Here is a 16180-nt window from a genome sequence, read left to right as displayed (position 1 = left end):
CCTGCCCCTGCAACCTCACCATGCTCTGCAAACGCCACCACCGCGCCAAACACCAAGGCGGCTGGTGGTGGACCCGCCAAGACCAGGAACCATGCGAGCACAAAGCCCACTCGGACACACCTACGACGTGGACCCCGACCCCCTGCCAGGCGGCACGATCCCACAACAAGCAAACCCCAACCAACAGGGACCCGGACGCCGCAGCGTCGCCGACCACCCCACCAACCGGACGGGCCAATGGAACGCAGGCCTCACGAGAGAAGAAGCCGGCACGCCCTTCTGACTGCTACGCGGGGCTCGCTCAGGACGCTCCCCTGGCGGCGAGCTGCCACGCCTCGGCGGCCTTCTCGTCGGTCGCCATCGCGGCGGCCTTCCGCTCGGCGTCGACCAGCCGGCGGTAGGCCGCGATCTCCTCGCTGCGCTGGGCGTCGCTCCAGCCCAGGATCTCCCCCATCAGGCGGGCCGTGTCAGGCGCGGCGTGGGTGCCACGGTCGGCGGTCTCCATGAAGATGCGGGTACGCCGGACCAGGACGTCGACCAGGTGCAGGGCGCCTTCGGACCGGGCGGCGTACACGATCTCGGCGGCAAGGTAGTGGGGCGCTCCGAGGATCGGCCGGGCGTACGACGGGTTGTCCGCGATCAGGTCGAGCAGCTCCGTGATGAGGGTGCCGTATCTTCCGAGCAGGTGGTCGATCCAGTCACCCGAGAGGCCCGACTCTCGCGCCAGGCGGTCCCGCTGATGCCGTATCGCCTCGAACCCCACCGCCCCGAGCAGCGGCAGCCGGTCGGTGGCCGACGGCGGGAGCGTACGCCGCAGCGGTCGCGTCGCCGCATCCACAGCGTCGCGGGCCATCAGGCGATAGGTGGTGTACTTGCCGCCCACCACCGTGATCATGCCGAGCGGGCCCTCGAGCACGGCGTGATCACGACGGAGCGCGGCCGTGGAGTCGGCGGCGCCGCCCGTGCTGGCGAGCAATGGCCGCAACCCCGCGTAGATGCCCACGACGTCATCGGGCTCGAGCCGGTGGCGCAACCACTGGTTGGCGTGGCCGAGCAGGTAGTCGATGTCCTGCTTCGACGCGAGGGGATGCTCGCGGTCGTACTCCCACGCGGTGTCGGTCGTGCCCAGCAACCAGAAGTCGAACCACCGCCGGATGATGAAAACGCTGTCCCGTGTCTTGGTGATGAGGCCGGTACGCGAGTTGATCCGGTCGCCGGGGACCACCAGGTGGACCCCCTTGGCCGGCTTGACCGCGATGCTCTGCTGGCCGCCGAGCGACTGCACCTCGTCAGCCCAGACACCCGCGGCGTTGACCACGACGCGGGCGGAGATGTCGACGTGCCCACCGGTTTCGAGGTCGTGGACGCGGACGCCGCGCACCCGGCCGGCCTCACGCAGGACGCCGACGACCCGGGCCCGGGTGATGATCGTGGCGCCGAGACTCGCGGCGGTCCGCGCCAGCGTCATGGTGTGGCGGGCGTCGTCGACGCGTACGTCGTAGTACTGCACCGCACCGGTGACCCGTTCGGGCGCAAGGTCAGGCATCTCGGCCAGGGTGGCGCGCCGGCTCAGGTGCCGGTGCCCCCGCACGCTGCGCGGGCCGGACATCCTGAACAGGTCGTACAACGCGACGCCGGTGCCGACGTACGGTCGCTGCCACCGCCGGGTGAACGGAAACAGGAACGGCTCCGGCTCCACGAGGTGCGGGCAGAGCCGCTCGACCATCAGGTCGCGTTCGAGGAGCGCCTCACGGACGAGGCCGAAGTTCAGCTGCTCGAGGTACCGCAGGCCGCCGTGGAAGATCTTCCCCGATCGGGACGACGTGCCGCTGGCCAGATCGTCGGCCTCGACGAGCACGACGGTGAGTCCACGCGACACCGCGTCGAGGGCCACGCCGGCGCCGGTGACGCCGCCACCGACCACCACCATGTCGAAGTCACGGGCACCCAGCGCGCGTATCTGCTCCTCGCGGCGCTGGCCGGAAAGGCTTGACCGGTCCACGCTCACCCACTGACCGGTCGAGCGGGCGCGACCTGGCCGTACGTCTCGAACTTCGCGATGACGCGCTGGAGCTCCTTGGCCGGGAGCTCACGCGGCAAGCGACCGACCGCCCCGGCCGCGGTGGAGGCGCGGAGCCAGACCTCGCAGAGCCATTCGAGGTAGAGGTTGAGTTGGTACGCCTGCGCCAGCGAGGACCCCACCGTCACCGTGCCGTGGTTGGACATCAGGCAGCCGGTGCGGCCCTCCAGGGCACCGGTCACCGAGGCGGCGAGTTCGGGCGTGCCGTACGTCGCGTAAGGGGCGACCCGCACCGGCCCACCGAACAACGCGACCAGGTAGTGGATCACGGGAAGCTCCGCGACCAGGGTCGAGACCGCCGTCGCCGCCGTCGCGTGCGTGTGGACGACAGCGGTGTGGTCGGTGGTGTTGTAGACGGACAGGTGCAGTGGCATCTCGGACGTGGGCTCGAGTCTGCCCTCGAGCAGCCTGCCGGAGAGGTCGGTGACACACACGAGGTCGGGAGTGAGCGTGTCATAGTCGAGCCCGCTCGGGGTCGCGAGGACGAGGTTGCCGACCCGCATGCTCAGGTTGCCGGAGGTGCCGACAACGAGGCCGTCAGGTCGTAGACGCTGTGCGAACCGAACGATCTCAGCCCGTTCCTGGGCCAACCTCATGCTTGACGCTCCTTCCACTCCATCCGGGCCCGGTCGACGGCGGCGCGGTAGTGCTCGTACCTCTCTGCGTACTCACTCATCAGGTCCGATCCCGGTTGCACACTAATGTCTGGTTCTGTCCAGGATCTGGCGCCAGCATCAGCGCTCACCGCGCCGATCCCCGCGAGCACCGCGCCATAGGCACCGACCTCCGGTCTGGTGGCGACCCGGACCTGCCGGCCCAGGACGTCGGCGAACATCCGCAGCCACTGCCTGCTGCGGACACCGCCACCGCAGCAGGCGATGTCGCCGCGTACTCCCGCCGCCTCCAGACAGTGCCGGGCCGCGAACGCGATCCCCTCGCAGACCGCCCGCACCAGATCCGCGCCGCTGGTCTGGACGGTGAGGCCGTCGAAGCGTGCCCGCGCTCCCGACTCGACGAACGGCGCCCGCTCTCCGGCAGGCGAGAAGTACGGCAGGCAGGTGACGCCGCCCGCACCGGGCTTCGTCCCCGCCAGTATTCCATCCACCTGATCATGCCGGAGGCCCACGAGGGTGAGCACCCAGTCGAGCGCCGCGGTCCCGACCATCGCCGGCATCGCACGAAGCCAGCGTTTCCGCGCGCCGTACGCGATCGTCAGGCCGGCCGGCTCACCCGCGAGGTCCAGCTTGTCAATGACGACTTGACAGGCAAGCGTGGTGCCGACGATCAGGTGGCCGTCGCCCGGCTCCTCGACCCCGCAGCCCAGTGCGCAGGCAGGCAGGTCGAAGGGTCCCGCGGTGACCGGCGTACCGGCCGCGACACCCAGCAGGTCGGCGGCCTCCCGGGTCAGGGCGCCCGTCGGGTACGGCTCCACAACGGGAGCCAGCAGGCCGGCCCGGTGGGCCAGTCCGCACCGCTCCAGCAGGTCGGTCGCGTACGTCCGCGAACCAGGGTCGAGGAACGGCAGCGACGCGTCTGAGGGGTCGGTCGCCCGGACACCGGTGAGCCGCTGCATCACCATGTCCTTGCAGTACGCCGCGGTGGTGGCCCGATCGAGGACGGCGGGCTCGTGGGAGTCCAGCCAGGCCAGCACCGGCGCGGGACATCCGGGGAACATCGCGCCGCCGTTGCGCCGGAACGCCGCCTCGACCACCCCCTCCGCCTGCCAGCGGTCCACGATGCCGGCGGCCCGCGCGTCCATCCACGACACGGCCGGCCGGACGCCACGGCCGTCCTTGTCGAGCAGCCAGACCCCGTCGCCCTGACCGGTCAACGCGATCAGCTCCGGCGCCCGGCCGCTCCCCGAAACCACCCGGCCGATCACCTGGGCAACCGCGGCGACGACCTCGTCCGGGTCCTGCTCGAACCATCCGTCGCGGGGACGGAGGACCTTGGCGGGCGCTGCTTCCAGCGCGACCTGGCGACCCGTCTCGTCGAACATCGCCGCCTTGATGACCGACGTTCCGACGTCCACTCCGACATAGGACATGGCGTGCCTTCTCAGGTCCGCAGGACGTCAGGGTTGGCGGGACTGGCCGGTGGTCGCCCCTCGGCCCAGCGGGCAACCTCGTCGGCGCAGATCCGCGCCGCCCGCTGGGCGACCTCCCGGCTGCACCCGGCGATGTGGGGCGCCATCACCAGACGCCGGGTGGAGAACAACCGGGAGCCGGGCGGCGGGGGTTCCTCGGGAAAGACGTCGATGCCGGCGCCGGCGAGCCGGCCCTCGTCGAGCGCGTCGCACAGGGCCTCGTAGTCGAGCAGGCCACCTCGCGCGGTGTTGATGAGCACCGAACCGCTGGGCATCTGGGCGATCTCGGCGGCTGCGATGAGATTCCGGGTCTCCGGCGTGAGCCGGGCGTGCAGGCTCACCACCCGGGACCGCGCGAGGAGTTCGCCGAGGTCGTCCACTTGCTCCGCCTCGGGGCCGAACGCCTCGGGCGCCGCTTTCGGGTCGTACGCCAGCACCCGCGCGCCGAAGGCCGCCAGCAGGCGGCCGACCAGCGCACCGATCGCGCCGTACCCGACCAGCCCGACCGTGGAGTCGCGCAGCTCGAATCCCGCGGACTCGTACCGGAAGTAGTGTCCGGGCCAGTGGCGGCCGGCGAGTTCGGTGTGGCCGGTGGCGATGTTGCGGCAGGTCGCGAGGATCAGACCGACCGCGAACTCCGCTGCGGCGTTGGCGTTGCGTCCGGGCGCGTAGCAGACGAGGACGCCGGCGTCCGTCGCCGCGCGCAGGTTGACGTTGACGGGACCACCGCGCGAGACCACGACCAGGCGGAGGTCCGGCGCGTGCGCGAAGACCCGGGCCGTGAACGGCGCGAGATGGGTGACGGCCGCCTGGACGCCGTCGAGAGCCGCGATCATCGTGTCCTCGTCGCCGGCCGCCTCCACCACCTCGGCGACCTCACTCCAGGGCGTGGTCGGCCAGGGAAGGTCGAGAGTACGGATCTCCGGACCGTCACCGAGCTGGTCGCGCAACGCCCGCTCCAGTAACTCAGAACTCACGAACTCGTCCCCCGCGGCGAGGACCCGCCCACTCGTCATCGCAGCCGCTCTCCTGTCTTTGCGTCGAACACGTACGTACGAAGCCGGTGGAACGCCACCGACACAGCCTGGCCGGGCACCGCGCGAAGCCCTGGACCAGTCTGGACGACGAGGCGGCGTTCGACACCTGGAAGCTCCACCGTGAGCAGGGTGCACTCCAGCAGATCCTCGACGACGAGCACGTGCGCCACCGCGTCCGCCACACCACCTGACCGGTCGGCGTCCGGGCCGACCAGGATGACGTCCTCCGGACGTACGCCGAGCACCACGTCACCCGCGGCGCCCCGGATGTCGGTCGGGACGGCGACGTGCGGCGAGAGCCAGACCGGTCCGCCGCCCTCGAGAACGCCGGGCAGCAGGTTCATCGCCGGCTCCCCGACGAAGCCCGCCACGAACACGTCGGCCGGATCGTCGTACACCTCATCCGGCGTACCCACCTGACGGACCCGGCCCTCGTCCATCACCACGACCCGGTCAGCCAGGCTCAGCGCCTCCTCCTGGTCGTGGGTGACGAGCACCGTGGTGTAGCCGAGTTCGCGTTGCAGGCGGCGGAGTTCCCGCCGGGTGAGGTCGCGCTGAGCGGCGTCGAGGCGCGAGAGGGGCTCATCGAGGAGCAGGACGTCGGGCGCCCGGATGATCGCCCGGCCGAGCGCGACCCGCTGCTTCTGGCCCGAGGACAGGCTCGCCGGCCGGGCGTCGAGCACGTCGAGCAGGCCGATCCGCCTTGCCACGTCGTGGATCCGGGCGCGCCGCTCGCGGGCCCGACCGAGCCGGCGGGCGTCGAGCCCGAAGGCGAGATTCGCGGCGACGGTGAGCGGTGGATAGAGCCCGTAGTTCTCGAACGCCACCCCGACGTTGCGCTCCTGCGGGCGTAGCCCCAGCACCGACCTGCCACCGATGAGGATGTCGCCGTCCGTCACGTCCTCCAGCCCCGCGATCATCCGCAGGGTCGTCGACTTGCCGCAGCCGGAGGGGCCCAGCAGGGCGACGAGTTCGCCACTTCGCACCTCCAGGTCCATCCGGCGGACCGCCTCGACAGGCGCGCCTCGCCTGCTCCGGAAGACTTTCCGGACGCCGTACAACACCAGGTTGCTCATAGCTCCGCCACCTCGTAGCGCACGTTGTCGCGGTCGAGTTCGGCGAGCGCCGCCTCGTCGGCCCCCGCGTCGACGATCACCAGGTCGAACGCACTGACCGGAACCAGCCGGTGCAGCGCCCGTCGACCGAGCTTGCTGTGGTCGAGCAGGAGGTAACGCCGGTCCGCGGCTTCGAGCATGGCCCGCTTCACTCCGACGATGCGTTCCTCCTGGTGGTAGGCGAAGCCACCGGCCAGCGCTGAGGTCGAGACGAACGCCGCGTCCACCCGCAGCAACTCCACCGCCTCGACACACATCACGCCGAGGAACGAGTCGTGTAACGGGTCGTACGTACCGCCGAGGCCGGTCAGGCCGACGTCGCGCAGCGTGGCGAGTTCACGCATCGCGGGCAGGAAGTTCGTGGCGACGTGCAGTGGGCGCAGCCGCTCCAGGTGGGCGATCAGGTGGTAGGTCGTGGTCGCGTCATCGAGGATCAGCGACATGCCGGGCTCGACGTGCCGGGCGGCGACCCGCACGATGGCCCGCTTCTCTGTCAACATCGCCTTGCGGCGGTACGCCACGTTGGACTCGAAGACCCCCGAGGGCTGCGCCGTCACCCCGCCACGGAACTTACGTACGACGCCCCGCGCGGCCAGCTCGTCCAGGTCGCGGTGGATCGTCATCAGGCTGACCCCGAACATCGGGGCCAGCTCCTGCGCGGTCGCCGTTCCCTTGCCGAGAACGAACTCCGCAAGGCGTTCCTGACGTTGCTCCGGCTTCATGCTCGCCATCACCGCACCACCCTCCGCCCACCGTCGTCGGGGAGAAAGACATGTGCGGCCGCCGGGTCGAACGTCACCACGACCTTGTCGTCCAACACGTGGCCGTCGGCGACCTCGCGCGGGACCACCAACGACAGCAAAGCCGCGCCGACCCGGACGGTCACCTCGGTCTGCCGGCCGAGATGTTCGAGGACATAGATCGCAGCGTCGAAGCACACCAAGCTGGACGGAAGGTCACCGGCACCACGGAGGAGACCGAGGTCGCGTGGGCGGATGCCCAGCTGGGCCCGCACGCCTGGGCTCGTCCGCAGACCCGGGACCGGTAGCCGCAGCGCTCCGTCCGTACTCACGAACGTCAGCACCCCGCCAGCCGCCGCGATGGCGCCGTCGACCAGGTTGATCGCCGGTTTGCCGAACGATCGGGCGACCACCGTGTCCGCTGGTTCGGACCACACCTCGCGTGGGGTGCCGATCTGCCGGATCCGGCCAGCGTCCAGGACCCCGATCCGGTCCGCGAGCGAGAGGGCCTCCACATAGTCGTGGGTGACGTAGAGAGTCGTCGTACCGTCCTCACCGCTGATCGCCTTGAGTTCGGCGCGCATGCTGGCGCGCAGCCTGGCGTCCAGGTGCGAGAGGGGTTCGTCGAGCAGGTATGCCGATGCGGGCCGGACCAGCACCCGGCCGAGCGCGACCCGCTGCCGCTGGCCGTTGGACAACTGCGTGACCGGCCGGTCGAGAAGGTGGTCGATGCCGAGCAGGGTGGTGATGTCAAGGATGCGTTGACGGGTTCGTTCCGCTGGCATCCGGCGGCGTGGCGAACGCAGCGGGAACGCGAGGTTGTCGAAGACGTTGTGCTGCGGATAGAGCGCATAGCTCTCGAAACACATCGCGAGATCGCGCCGGGTCGGCTCCACGTCCGTCACGTCCACCCCGTCAAGCCGGACGACACCGACCGAGGGTTCCGCCAGGCCGGCGGCGACCTTCAGTGTGGTGGTCTTGCCTGCGCCCGAAGGCCCGAGCAGGCAGAAGAACTCCCCGTCCCGGACATCGAAGGTGGCCTCGTCCAGGGCGACGGTGCGGCCGTACGTCTTACGGATTCCCGCCAGCTCCAGTGCGGCCATCAGCTCTTCACCGCCCCGAACGAAAGCCCACGGACGAGGTAGCGCTGGATGAACAACGCGAGCACCAACGGCGGTAGGACGGCCATCACCGCACCGGCCGCCACCAGATTGAACCTCACCTGGTTGCCACCAAGGAAGGCGAGCGAGCTCACGGTGACCGTCTGGGCTTCGCTCGACGTCAGCGTGAAGGGAAGGATGAAGTTGTTCCAGGCGAAGATGAACGCCAGCAGGCAAACCGCCGCGACACCGGGTCGCACCAGTGGCAGGACCGTCTTGACGAACGCCTGCCGGCGGGAGTAGCCGTCCAGGAGTGCGGCCTGTTCCAGGTCAGGTGGCAGGTCCTGGAAGAACGACCGCAGGATCCAGACCACGAGTGGCATCGTGACCAGCTGCAGCGCCCAGATCATGCCGACGTAAGTGTCGTAGAGACCCAGCTGCTGATAGAGCACGCCGAGCGGGATGATCACGACAAGCTCCGGCGCGAACCGAAACGACAGCAGGGTGAAGAGCAGACCCTCGCTGCCGCGGAAGCGGAAGCGCGCCGCCGCGTACGCCGCCGGGACCCCGATGACGAGGGACACCAGCACCGCGCCCACCGCGCAGATCAGGCTGGCCAGGAAGAACCTCAGGTACGCCGACTCGCCGGCCCCGATGCCCAGCACCGCACGGTAGTTGTCCAGCGTGGGTGTGAAGCGGAGGTAGGTGGAGGTCTGCTCGGCGTTGGACTTCAGGCTCAGGGCAACGATGAAGACCACTGGTGCCAGGGAGAGGAGGAAGTAGACCACGAGCACCAGGTCCGCCAGCACTCCTCGGCCGCGCAAGCCCGCCTTGCCACTCATGCGCGTCCTCGCTTCGCTGCGGACGCGCATGAGGCACTAATGGCGCTGTGTTGGATGATTCGCTCGCTGCGCTCACTCATACGGACCCCGCCGCCCGGCTCTGCACCCGGCCGAGATAACGCACCAGCACGAACGAGCTGGCGTACACCACCACCCACAGGATGAGCATGAACGTCATCCCCCGGCTGTAGCGCGCATAGGTGATCGCCTCGAGGTAGGCACTGATCTGCAGGGTTGTCGTCGCATCACCCGGACCCCCGGCGGTGAGACCGTAGATGATGTCGAACACCTTCAGGCAGTCCATGAACCTGAAGATCACCGCGACCAGGATGTAGGGCCACAGCATCGGAAGGATGAGCCGCCGGAACGTCAACCACCAGTTGGCACCGTCCACCGCGGCCGCCTCGAACGGCGAACGCGGCAAGGAACGCAACCCCACAAGCGCGAGGATCGCGACGAACGGCGTGTAGAGCCAGGCGTCGACGACGACCGACCAGAAGAATGCCGCGAGGGCGCTGTCGGTGCCGCGGTATCCCTCGACGCCTGCGGCGGAAAGGATCGGCCGGACCCAGCCGACTTCAGGCAGCAGGATGAGCTTCCACATGATCGCCGCGATGATCGGGGCGACCATGAGCGGCACGATGAGGAAACGTTCGAGGATCCGCGCGACAAGACTGCTGCGATGGAGCAGGAGCGCGATACCCACGCCCACAACGGTTTCCACGACCGTTGCCACCACGGCGAACGACACCGTCACCTGGGCCGAATGCCAGAAGGTGTCGCTGCTGAGGATGTCGACGAAGTTGCGCACACCCACGAAGCTCGGTGTGCGGTTCGCGTCGGAGAAGTTGAAGACCGTGTAGCCGACGCCCACGAAGAACGGATAGAGGATGCCCACGCACAACAGCACGGCCGGCATCGCCAACAGGTACGGGCGTAGCCGGCGCCGCCAGCGCGGTGTCCCCATCAGCCGGCCCGCTCCCGCGAACCCCGGACTGCGATGCCGTACATCCCGTGCCCCCAACACCGTGCCTCAACGTGCCCGCACACCGGGTCCGGCGTACGCGCGCTCCTAACACGCGGCGATGTGAAGATGTCGCCTCACGATGTGACGAGGCGGGCACGTCGTCAAGGGACCGCGACCGGCTTCGGCCAGCGCCCCGCGGGCCGGCTCGGGCCTACCAGGTGTCCGCGCCGGCGACCAGCGGTGGGTTCCAGGCCACCAGCCCCCAGTGGCCCGCGCGGTTATGGCGCAGCACCGCCCCGGTGGCGTTCCGGATCACCGGAAACGCCCTGCGGTAATGGCACGGCGGCACGCCGAGCAGGTCACACAGCACGATGCGGAGGAACGTGCCGTGCGCCACCACGAGGACGCGGTCACCGAAGCGCCCGCTGCTCAGGTCGTCGAACGCCGCCCGCCCGCGGGCGCAGGCGTCGGCCGGCGGCTCGCCACCTGGCAGCGGATTGGCGTACGGATCGGCCTCGAACGCCGCCCACTCCCGCGGAAACCGCTGCCGCATCTCCGCCGCGGTGAGCCCGTCGCCGGCACCGAAATCGAGCTCGACCAGCCGGTCGTCAACAACCATCTGCAACCCGGTCTTGCGCGCGGCCGGCTCCGCAGTGTCCCGGGCCCGCGTCAGCGTCGAACTCGCGATCGCCGTCAGCCCGGCGTTCACGGCCCACTCGCCGAGCGCGGCCGCCTGCGCGTGGCCGTGATCGTTGAGCGGCACGTCCGCCCGCCCGGCGTAGCGGTTCTCCGCATGCCGGGGCGTCTCGCCGTGGCGGACCAGGAACACGGTCATCGGCTGATCATGAACGAGGTCGGTCACCCGTCGACGATAAGCCTTCACGATCACGCCGCCTCCGCGAGGCCGCACCCCGGGCCACACGGTCGCAGCAGACCTGTCCAGCCCCTGCGTCGCAGGACCGAGGCGACCTCGGACGCGATCGCGCACTTGCGCTCCACGGTGTCGACCCAGCCGTACCGCAGGGTGTCGTGGCCGCGCACCGTTGAGGCGTTGTCACGTCGATGGTCCCGGAACGCACCGTCCTCGACATGGCCGATCCGCCCGTCGAGCTCGACGATCACGCCGTAGGGCATGTAGTCCACATCGGTCCACTGGCTCCGACTTCCCGACAGCCGGTGTCGTTGCCGCACGCCGACGGGAAGGCCATGGGCTCGCTCCACCTGCCGTACGTACGCGATCTCGAGTGCCGATTCGGCGCCCTCGGTCACGTCCGCGAGCATGCTCCTGATCACAACCCGCCATCTGGCCTTCTTGCGCGCTTGGAGTGCCTGGAGGAGGCGGGCCGGGGTGCTCCGGCGCCGCTGACACGCTCGGGTCACCCAAAGAACAACCTCCGACATGCTGTCCGCGACATCAGCGAGATCCAGCACTGTCTCCTCGACGCGGGTCACCGGCGGGGTCCGGACCGGATGCCTCGATCGCTCCAGCCAGCCAGCAAGGTGAATACGAAGACCCGGCTGGTCGACGACCCGGCGGTGGCGAGGGACGCTGACGTGGATCAGCGTGCTCGGCTGATCGGCAAACCCCCACATCTCGGCGGCGGTCTCGTGACTCAGGGTGGCACCGTCGCCGGCGTACAAAAGCGCGGCCCAGATCTGTGTGCTCCTCGAAAGCGGTCCACTGAACGTCGCGTAGACGCCTCGGCGGACCGGCCTCCAGCGTCCGGCTCGCACCTGCGTCCTGATGAAGGCATCTGTTACGCCGGCCGCGAGCGCCTGCCGTCGGCCGACGACACCCGCTTGAGCCTCGAGGAGGTCCCGCAATGCCGGAGGAAGTTCTCGTCCCACCCGCCCGACTATGGCGGGATTCCGCGCCTCGACGCTGCCGCGAGATGCCAGGCTGTGGACAGCGGGGAAGATGATGAAGGATATTCGTCAAATATCGACGAAAAGTCTTCACGATCCCGCCCCGAGCCAGCCCCGCGCGGTCAGCTCCGCGCGCCACCGGTCGTACGTCTCGTCGAAGCGGTCAGACACATCTGCCCGCGGCTCGAACCGCTCACGCGCCCGCACCAAGGCCGCCGCCGCGTCGCTGAGTGAGGGGTACGCCGTACTCGCCGCGACGACCGCCATCCCGAACGCGCCGTCGGTGACCTCCGGTACGACGATCTCCCGGCGGAGGATGTCGGCCTGGATCTGGGACCAGTACGCGCTGCGGGTCGCCCCGCCCGTGAGCGTCACCGCCCCGGTGACGGGCGCGCCCAACGCCCGCACGTGGTCCAGGGACAACCGCTCGACGAAGCCGACGCCCTGCAGCAGCGATGCGTACCTCTCGGCCGCCCCGTCCGCGGACCTTCCCACCGTGAATCCCACCGCGTCCGGGCTCCGGAAAGGGAACCGCTCGCCGGTCCCGACCAGCGGATAGCTGAGGCAGCCGGCCGGCTCGTACGCACCAGCAGCGCGGTCGAGAGCGGCGAGGTCGGCGTCGGGAAACTCCCGCGCGAGTACGCCGGCACCAGCACTTGACGCACCGCCCGGCCACCAGACGCCATCCGGGCTCCGGTGGGAGTAGACCGTTCCGGTGGGATCCTCGACCGGCAGCGCGGTCGTGCCCTTGAGCACGAGCGTCGTGCCGAGGACGAAGTTCCAGGCACCCGCGGCGAGCGCACCCGACGCCACCTGAGCCGCGCAACCATCAGTGAGCCCCGCGACGACCGGCGTTCCGGCCGGAATGCCGGTGATCTCGGCGGCCCGTCCGCTCACCGGACCCAGTAGTGCGCCCGGCGCGACGACACCTGGCAGCCGCGCCGGCGCAAGGCCCAACCTCGCCAACGTCTCGACCGGCCAGTCGCCCGCACCGAGGTCGACGCCGCTCTTCAGCGCGTGGCTCCAGTCGGTGGCCACCGGCTGGCCCACCAACCGCGACGTCACGAGGTCGGCCTGGTGCGCGAGGCGTGCGCCAGCGGGTACGTCGTGATGGTCGAGCAGCCACAGCGCCTTGGCCAGGCCCCAGGACGCCTGCGGGTGAGCACCCGCCGCGGCCCATCCCGGCGCGGGGTCGGCGGCGGCCCGCTCGGCGTAAGCTCCGGCCCGCCCGTCGTCGTACATCAGGGCCGGCGTCACCGGACGCGCCGGGTCACCGCCGGTCTCCTGGACGAACAGCACCGTGCCGGACGTACTACACACCGACAGTCCGCGCACCCGGCCCGCATCGAGGTCACGCGTCGCCTCCACCGCGGCCCGCAGGAACGCCGACCACCACTCCTCGGGATCCTGCTCGTGCTGGGGGCCGTCCCGCCGGCTGGTCAGCGGGACACCCGACCGGGCCACCACCCGCCCGGCTCCCGACACCGCGAGTACCCGCACGCCCTGGGTACCAAGGTCCACGCCCAACCAGATCGCGTCGCTGTCCGCCACCCGCCTCATCCCACCGGTGCGGCCAGGTCCCGTCAACCCGGTCCTGGGTGAGCCCATCTCTGACGGGTATCTCCTTGCACGTGAAGGCTCTGCTCACCACCGGACACGGCCCGACAGATCTGCGGCTCGCTGACATCGACGAGCCATCGCCCCGCGAGGACGAGGCGGTCGTGGAGGTGCGCGCGGTCTCGGTCAACCGCGGCGAGCTCGCGCACGCGGAGCGGCTCCCGCCGGGATCGCGCCTTGGCTGGGACGTCGCCGGCGTCGTCGTACGCGCCGCCGACGATGGTTCCGGGCCCGCCGCTGGTACCCGGGTGGTGGGGGTGGCGCCCAGCACCGGGTGGGCCGAACGCGTGGCCGTCCCGACCCGGGCGCTCGCGTCCCTTCCCGAAGAAGTACGCGACACCGAGGCCGCGGCCCTCCCAGTCGCGGGGCTCACGGCGTACCACTCGCTACGGAAGGCAGGCTGGCTGCTCGGCAGCACCCTTCTCGTGACTGGTGCCGGTGGCGGTGTGGGGAGGTTCCTGGTCCAGCTCGCCGCCCGCGGCGGGGCCCGGGTCATCGCGGTCGTGGGGTCCGCGGAGCGCGCCGTGGGGCTCGGCGAGCTTGGCGCGAGCGTCGTCACGACGTACGACGACGTCCCCGACGAACTCCCGGATCTGGTCGTCGACGGCGTGGGCGGCCAGATCCTCGCCGCCGCCATGGACCGGTTGAAGCCGGACGGAGTCGCGGTGGCGTACGGCAACGCGTCCGGTCAGCCGTTGACGCTGCCCGCCGACTGGGGACACCGCCATCCGGACACGGTGTTCCGGCGCTTCAGTCTGCTCCTCGAGGCGTCCCGGACGCCGATGGCGCCGACGCTCGCCTTCCTCATACAGCTCCTTGCCAGCGGGTTGCTCGACCCCCAGGTCGCGGCGACCGCGCCGTGGGGAGAGGCGAAGCCGCTGCTCGAGGACCTCCTCCACCGCCGGGTCAATGGCAAGGTCGTCTTGACAGTGGGCAGCTGACCGGTCAGAACCTCGCCGGCTCGCGGTACTCCCCCCACTCGGCCTTCAGCACGCCGCAGATCTCACCCAGCGTCGCCTCCGCCCGGGTCGCCTCCAGCATCGCGGGCAGCATGTTCTGGTCCGTGCGGGCCACCTCCGCCAGCTGCCGGAGGGCAGTGTCAACCACGTCTTGCGCGCGGGTACGACGCCGCTCCGCCAGCTCCCGTCGCTGTTCGCGTTCGACCTCGTGGCTCACCCGAAGGATCTCCACCTCGCCCGTCACGGTCTCGTTGTGGGAGTTGACGCCGACGATCTTCTTCTCGCCCTTCTCCAGTGCCCGTTGGTACTGGAACGCCGAGTCGGCGATCTCGCTCATGAACCAACCGTCCTCGATCCCGCGGAGCAGCCCGGCGGTGATCGTGCCGTCGCCACCCATCTCCTTGATTTGGGCGAACGTTTCTTCGGCCTGAGCCTCGAGTTTGTCGGTCAGCGCCTCGACGTACCACGAGCCACCGAGCGGGTCGGCGACGTTCGGAACGCCGGTCTCCTCCATGAGGACCTGCTGGGTCCGCAGCGCCACCTCCGCCGACTGTTCTGACGGGAGAGCGAGCGTTTCGTCGAGAGCGTTCGTGTGCAGGGAGTTCGTGCCACCCAACACCGCCGCCAGCGCCTCGACCGTCGTACGCACGACGTTGTTGTACGGCTGTTGCGCCGTGAGGGAGACGCCCGCGGTCTGGGTGTGGAATCGCAACCACTGCGCCCGCTCGGTCTTCGCGCCGTAGACGTCACGCATCCAGCGCGCCCAGATCCGGCGGGCCGCGCGGAACTTCGCGATCTCCTCGAAGAAGTCGATGTGGCTGTCGAAGAAGAACGACAGACCGGGGGCGAAGACGTCGACGTCCAGGCCACGGGACAGCCCGAGCTCGACGTACCCGAACCCGTCCGCAAGGGTGAACGCCAGCTCCTGCGCGGCCGTCGCACCAGCCTCACGGATGTGGTAACCCGACACCGACAACGGCTTGTACGCCGGGATCTCCTTGGCACAGAACTCCATCAGGTCGCCGATCAGGCGCAGGTGCGGCTGCGGCGCGAACAACCATTCCTTCTGGGCGATGTACTCCTTGAAGATGTCGGTCTGCAGGGTGCCGTTGAGTTTGCCGACGTCGACGCCCTGGCGCTCGGCGGCGACGAGATACATGCAGAAGATCGGGACGGCCGGGCCCGAGATCGTCATCGAGGTGGTCACCTCGTCCAGCGGGATGCCGGCGAAGAGCACGTCCATGTCGGCCGCCGAGTCGATCGCGACCCCGCAGTGCCCGACCTCACCCCGGGCCTGCGGCTCGTCGGAGTCGCGCCCCATCAACGTCGGCATGTCGAACGCCACGGAGAGCCCGCCCCCGCCGGCGGCGAGGATCATCTTGTAGCGCTCGTTGGTCTGCCGGGCGTTCCCGAAGCCCGCGAACTGCCGGATCGTCCAGGTCCGTCCGCGATATCCGGTCGGGTAGAGCCCGCGCGTGAACGGGTACTCCCCGGGCCAGCCGATCCGCTCGAACCTCGGGTCTTCGGTCGCCTCGGGTGGGCCGTAGACGGGCTCGACCTCCTCACCCGACAGCGTCGTCCACTGCCGGGACGGCTGCTGCTGCTGCTCGGCCGCCTCGCGCGGCGGACCGGCCGCCTCGCGTGGCTGTCCGGGACCACGTTCGGCCGCCGCGGCGTACCGCTGCTGCCAGCGGCGGCGACCAGCGGCGATGTCTTCAGCCCTCATGGGGACCTCCCGTACGCCCTGCGCGGGTTCCACCTCGTCCTCGAT

General features: G+C 70.0%; 14 protein-coding genes. 1 reads left to right on the top strand and 13 read right to left on the bottom strand.

All coding sequences use genetic code 11. The features are described from left to right. Window positions 1-301 precede the first annotated feature (301 nt). The 12 genes from B141_RS0111315 to B141_RS0111260 all read right to left on the bottom strand — a co-directional run bounded on the left by B141_RS0111315 (window position 302) and on the right by B141_RS0111260 (window position 13393). Complete coding sequence (locus tag B141_RS0111315) at window positions 302-2008, bottom strand: glycerol-3-phosphate dehydrogenase/oxidase (protein WP_020575279.1); 1707 nt, start codon at window positions 2006-2008, stop codon at window positions 302-304. Continuing rightward, a complete protein-coding gene (locus B141_RS40080; RefSeq protein WP_020575278.1) occupies window positions 2005-2676 on the bottom strand; it encodes a class II aldolase/adducin family protein in 672 nt (223 codons plus the stop codon). Before B141_RS40080 ends, B141_RS0111315 begins: the two co-directional genes overlap by 4 nt. Beyond that, the gene (locus tag B141_RS0111305) at window positions 2673-4127 is read right to left on the bottom strand and encodes an FGGY-family carbohydrate kinase (protein WP_020575277.1); all 1455 of its coding nucleotides are present in this window, start codon (window positions 4125-4127) and stop codon (window positions 2673-2675) included. The genes B141_RS40080 and B141_RS0111305 overlap by 4 nt, the downstream gene beginning before the upstream one ends. 11 nt (window positions 4128-4138) lie before the next feature. Next, the gene (locus B141_RS0111300) at window positions 4139-5182 is read right to left on the bottom strand and encodes a 2-hydroxyacid dehydrogenase (protein ID WP_020575276.1); all 1044 of its coding nucleotides are present in this window, start codon (window positions 5180-5182) and stop codon (window positions 4139-4141) included. Continuing rightward, window positions 5179-6279 carry an ABC transporter ATP-binding protein gene (locus B141_RS0111295; RefSeq protein ID WP_020575275.1) on the bottom strand — a complete coding sequence of 367 codons (1101 nt, stop codon included), beginning with the start codon at window positions 6277-6279 and terminating at the stop codon, window positions 5179-5181. Before B141_RS0111295 ends, B141_RS0111300 begins: the two co-directional genes overlap by 4 nt. Next, window positions 6276-7049 (bottom strand): DeoR/GlpR family DNA-binding transcription regulator, encoded by a 774-nt coding sequence (locus B141_RS0111290; RefSeq protein WP_020575274.1) that lies wholly within the window; start codon window positions 7047-7049, stop codon window positions 6276-6278. Before B141_RS0111290 ends, B141_RS0111295 begins: the two co-directional genes overlap by 4 nt. After that, window positions 7049-8161, bottom strand: coding sequence for an ABC transporter ATP-binding protein (locus B141_RS0111285; protein WP_020575273.1), 1113 nt, complete (start codon window positions 8159-8161; stop codon window positions 7049-7051). Before B141_RS0111285 ends, B141_RS0111290 begins: the two co-directional genes overlap by 1 nt. Beyond that, the gene (locus B141_RS0111280) at window positions 8161-9000 is read right to left on the bottom strand and encodes a carbohydrate ABC transporter permease (RefSeq protein WP_020575272.1); all 840 of its coding nucleotides are present in this window, start codon (window positions 8998-9000) and stop codon (window positions 8161-8163) included. The genes B141_RS0111285 and B141_RS0111280 overlap by 1 nt, the downstream gene beginning before the upstream one ends. Window positions 9001-9076: 76 nt before the next feature. Further along, a complete protein-coding gene (locus B141_RS0111275; protein ID WP_020575271.1) occupies window positions 9077-9967 on the bottom strand; it encodes a carbohydrate ABC transporter permease in 891 nt (296 codons plus the stop codon). A 211-nt stretch (window positions 9968-10178) separates the two neighbouring features. Continuing rightward, window positions 10179-10829 (bottom strand): histidine phosphatase family protein, encoded by a 651-nt coding sequence (locus tag B141_RS0111270; RefSeq protein ID WP_026257122.1) that lies wholly within the window; start codon window positions 10827-10829, stop codon window positions 10179-10181. 23 nt (window positions 10830-10852) lie between these two features. Beyond that, entirely contained in the window at window positions 10853-11815 is a 963-nt protein-coding gene (locus B141_RS0111265) for a type IV toxin-antitoxin system AbiEi family antitoxin domain-containing protein (protein WP_026257121.1), read from the bottom strand. Window positions 11816-11923: 108 nt separating this feature from the next. Further along, window positions 11924-13393, bottom strand: coding sequence for an FGGY-family carbohydrate kinase (locus tag B141_RS0111260; RefSeq protein WP_040420989.1), 1470 nt, complete (start codon window positions 13391-13393; stop codon window positions 11924-11926). Window positions 13394-13431: 38 nt separating this feature from the next. On the opposite strand from B141_RS0111260, the gene B141_RS0111255 reads away from it, so the two are divergent. Then, a complete protein-coding gene (locus B141_RS0111255) occupies window positions 13432-14391 on the top strand; it encodes a zinc-binding dehydrogenase (RefSeq protein WP_202805738.1) in 960 nt (319 codons plus the stop codon). A gap of 4 nt (window positions 14392-14395) precedes the next feature. Here the strand turns inward: B141_RS0111255 and B141_RS0111250 are convergent, their stop codons facing one another. Continuing rightward, window positions 14396-16135 (bottom strand): coenzyme B12-dependent isobutyryl-CoA mutase large subunit, encoded by a 1740-nt coding sequence (locus B141_RS0111250; protein ID WP_026257120.1) that lies wholly within the window; start codon window positions 16133-16135, stop codon window positions 14396-14398. Window positions 16136-16180 lie beyond the last annotated feature (45 nt).

The organism is Actinopolymorpha alba DSM 45243 (assembly GCF_000373925.1).
GTDB classification, from domain to species: Bacteria; Actinomycetota; Actinomycetes; order Propionibacteriales; family Actinopolymorphaceae; genus Actinopolymorpha; species Actinopolymorpha alba.
The sequence above is the reverse complement of the archived record's forward strand: the minus strand, read 5'-3'. Positions and strand labels throughout refer to the sequence as shown.

Excerpts from the sequence above, each read along its gene's own strand:
- B141_RS40080 (WP_020575278.1), bottom strand. The coding sequence starts at position 2,676 with ATGAGGTTGGCCCAGGAACGGGCTGAGATCGTTCGGTTCGCACAGCGT.
- B141_RS0111305 (WP_020575277.1), bottom strand. The coding sequence starts at position 4,127 with ATGTCCTATGTCGGAGTGGACGTCGGAACGTCGGTCATCAAGGCGGCG.
- B141_RS0111300 (WP_020575276.1), bottom strand. The coding sequence starts at position 5,182 with ATGACGAGTGGGCGGGTCCTCGCCGCGGGGGACGAGTTCGTGAGTTCT.
- B141_RS0111295 (WP_020575275.1), bottom strand. The coding sequence starts at position 6,279 with ATGAGCAACCTGGTGTTGTACGGCGTCCGGAAAGTCTTCCGGAGCAGG.
- B141_RS0111290 (WP_020575274.1), bottom strand. The coding sequence starts at position 7,049 with ATGGCGAGCATGAAGCCGGAGCAACGTCAGGAACGCCTTGCGGAGTTC.
- B141_RS0111285 (WP_020575273.1), bottom strand. The coding sequence starts at position 8,161 with ATGGCCGCACTGGAGCTGGCGGGAATCCGTAAGACGTACGGCCGCACC.
- B141_RS0111280 (WP_020575272.1), bottom strand. The coding sequence starts at position 9,000 with ATGAGTGGCAAGGCGGGCTTGCGCGGCCGAGGAGTGCTGGCGGACCTG.
- B141_RS0111275 (WP_020575271.1), bottom strand. The coding sequence starts at position 9,967 with ATGGGGACACCGCGCTGGCGGCGCCGGCTACGCCCGTACCTGTTGGCG.
- B141_RS0111260 (WP_040420989.1), bottom strand. The coding sequence starts at position 13,393 with ATGAGGCGGGTGGCGGACAGCGACGCGATCTGGTTGGGCGTGGACCTT.
- B141_RS0111250 (WP_026257120.1), bottom strand. The coding sequence starts at position 16,135 with ATGAGGGCTGAAGACATCGCCGCTGGTCGCCGCCGCTGGCAGCAGCGG.